Below are 2,408 nucleotides of genomic sequence, written 5' to 3' on the forward strand. Positions count from 1 at the left end.
GATGCGGTCCGCGGCGCGGATCGTCGCGAGACGGTGGGCGATCACCAGCGTGGTGCGGCCCTGCATCAGCGTCGCGAGGGCGGCCTGGACCGCGCGTTCGGACTCGGCATCCAGCGCCGATGTCGCCTCGTCGAGGAGGAGGATCGGCGCGTCCTTGAGGATTGCCCGCGCGATGGCGATGCGCTGCCTCTGACCGCCGGAGAGGGTCACGCCGCGCTCGCCGACCTGGGTGGCGTAGCCCTGCGGCAGCGCCGTGACGAAACCGTGCGCGTTGGCGAGTTCGGCCGCGCGCCGGACCTCTGCCTCGCCGGCCTCCGGTCGGCCGTAACGGATATTCTCGGTGACGGTCCCGGAGAACACCACCGGGTCCTGCGGGACCAGGGCGATGCGGGAACGCAGGTGCTCGGGGTCGACCCGGGCGATGTCCGTGCCATCCACCAGGATCCGGCCGCTCTGCGGATCGTAGAAGCGCAGCAGCAGCTGGAACACCGTCGATTTGCCGGCGCCGGACGGGCCCACGATGGCGATGCGCTCGCCGGGTGCGGCCGTGAAGCTCAACCCGCCCAGGGCGGCATGTTCCGGTCGGGTCGGATAGGCGAAGCGCACTTCCTCGAACGACACCGCACCCCGCGCAGGCTCGGGAAGCGCCATGACGGGCGACGGCGCGCGAATTGCGGGTTCGGCTGCGAGGATCTCGGTGAGCCGCTCGGCCGCCCCGGCCGACATGGCGAGGTCGCCGTAGACCTCGGAGAGCTGGCCGAGGGCGCCCGCGCCGAACACGGCGTAGAGCACGAATTGCGAGAGTTCGCCGCCCGTCATCGGGTGATTGAGGACGCCCTGGGCGCCGTACCACATCACTCCGACCACCGAGGCCGGATCAGGAAGATCGCGACCCCCGTGAGCAGGGCCCGGGCCCGGATCGAGGCCCCGGGCGGCCAGGTAGCCCTCTTCGGAAGCTGCCGCGACACGGCGAGCCGTCGCGGCCGAGCGGCCGAAGGCCTCCTTGGTGCGCACCGCCCCGACGGCTTCGGCCGGGTACGCGGAGGCATCGGCGAGGCGGTCCTGGGCCGCACGGGATCGCCGCCGCACGCCGCGGCCCGAGACGATCAGCGGGAAGACGATGATGGGGATTGCGGCCAGCACCATCACGGACAGGCGCGGGCTCGTCACGACCATCATGGCCGTGGCGCCCACGAACAGGAACAGGTTGCGCAGCAGGATCGAGACCGAGACCCCGAAGGCCGACTTGATCTGCGTCGCGTCCGCGGTGAGCCGGGAGACGATCTCGCCGGATTGCGACCGGTCGAAGAAGGCGGGGTCGAGCAGGGTCAGCCGGGCGAAGACCGCGCTGCGGAGATCCGCGACCACCCGCTCGCCCAGGGACACCACCGTGTAGACGCGGGCCGCGCTCGACAGCGCGAAGGCCGCGACGACGCCGAGCAGAGCCAGGAAATAGGCGTCGATCACCCCCGAACCGTCGGCGGTGAACCCGTGGTCGATGACCCGACGCATGGCGATCGGCACGACCAGCGTCGAGGCGGAGGCGCAGACGAGGGCGATCAGGCCCGCGGCGATCCGCACGCGGTAGCGCAGGGCGAAGGGGAGGAGCGGCCGGAGGGCGCTCAGCGGGGCTTTGGGTCGGCCATCCGCGGCCGCCTTGGTCTTACGGGCCATCACGCCTCACGTGTTTTCTTTGTCCCGGTCCGCGGCGCTTGTGACCGGGGAGCGGCTGCGGTATAGGCCGCCGCTCATCCGATTGCGTGTGTTCAATGGCCGCGGGCCGCCACCACGGTCGGCTTGGACGTGCCGTTGCCACGAACCCATGGTTCGGTGCAACCGGTGATATCTTCCGCATTCCGGGCCGGGCGGCGCCTCCTGCGCTTCCCGCCGGCGTGCCAGACAGGGACCAAGGTCATGGCGAAGGACGCGGCCGCAAAGGCCAAGGGGACCGAGCACCCCGATTACCACTTCATCAAGGTCGTGATGACGGACGGTACCGAGTACCAGACCCGTTCGACCTACGGGAAGGAGGGCGACACCCTCAATCTCGACATCGATCCGCTGACCCATCCGGCCTGGACCGGCGGTGAGCAGAAGATGCTCGATCGCGGCGGCCGGGTGTCGCGCTTCAACTCGCGCTTCGGCAATCTCGGCAAGCGCTGAGTCCCGAACACCTCGCTCACGCGAATCGCGCAATCAGGCGGGCGGTCTCGTTTCGGGGCCGCCCGTTTTCGTGCGCGCTGCCCAGCGCACGTCCTCGCACAGCGGGGCGCATGGTCCTGTCCGGCGGATGGTCTTCAGTTCGGAGTGGAGACTTCTCGCGCAAGTTGTTTTTGGACTTAGACTTAAGAATTATTGATTTTTTGCGGAGAAAAACATAGGGAGATCGAGCGCGATCTGACCAGAGG

The 2,408-nt window shown here is 69.3% G+C and carries 2 protein-coding genes; one reads left to right on the forward strand and one right to left on the reverse strand.

The features are described 5' to 3' along the window. Positions 1-1,674, reverse strand: a 1,674-nt coding sequence (locus tag I53_RS05055) for an ABC transporter transmembrane domain-containing protein (RefSeq protein ID WP_251982226.1), incomplete at its 3' end; no start/stop codon positions are given. Between the two features lie 240 nt (positions 1,675-1,914). Between I53_RS05055 and rpmE the strand changes: the two genes are divergently transcribed. Beyond that, entirely contained in the window at positions 1,915-2,163 is a 249-nt protein-coding gene (gene rpmE, locus I53_RS05060) for a 50S ribosomal protein L31 (protein WP_012322259.1), read from the forward strand. The last annotated feature ends 245 nt before the right edge of the window (positions 2,164-2,408 follow it).

This window comes from Methylobacterium sp. B1 (genome assembly GCF_000333255.1).
GTDB classification, from domain to species: Bacteria; Pseudomonadota; Alphaproteobacteria; order Rhizobiales; family Beijerinckiaceae; genus Methylobacterium; species Methylobacterium fujisawaense.

Coding starts and splice junctions, on each gene's coding strand:
- rpmE (WP_012322259.1), top strand. CDS start 1,915: ATGGCGAAGGACGCGGCCGCAAAGGCCAAGGGGACCGAGCACCCCGAT.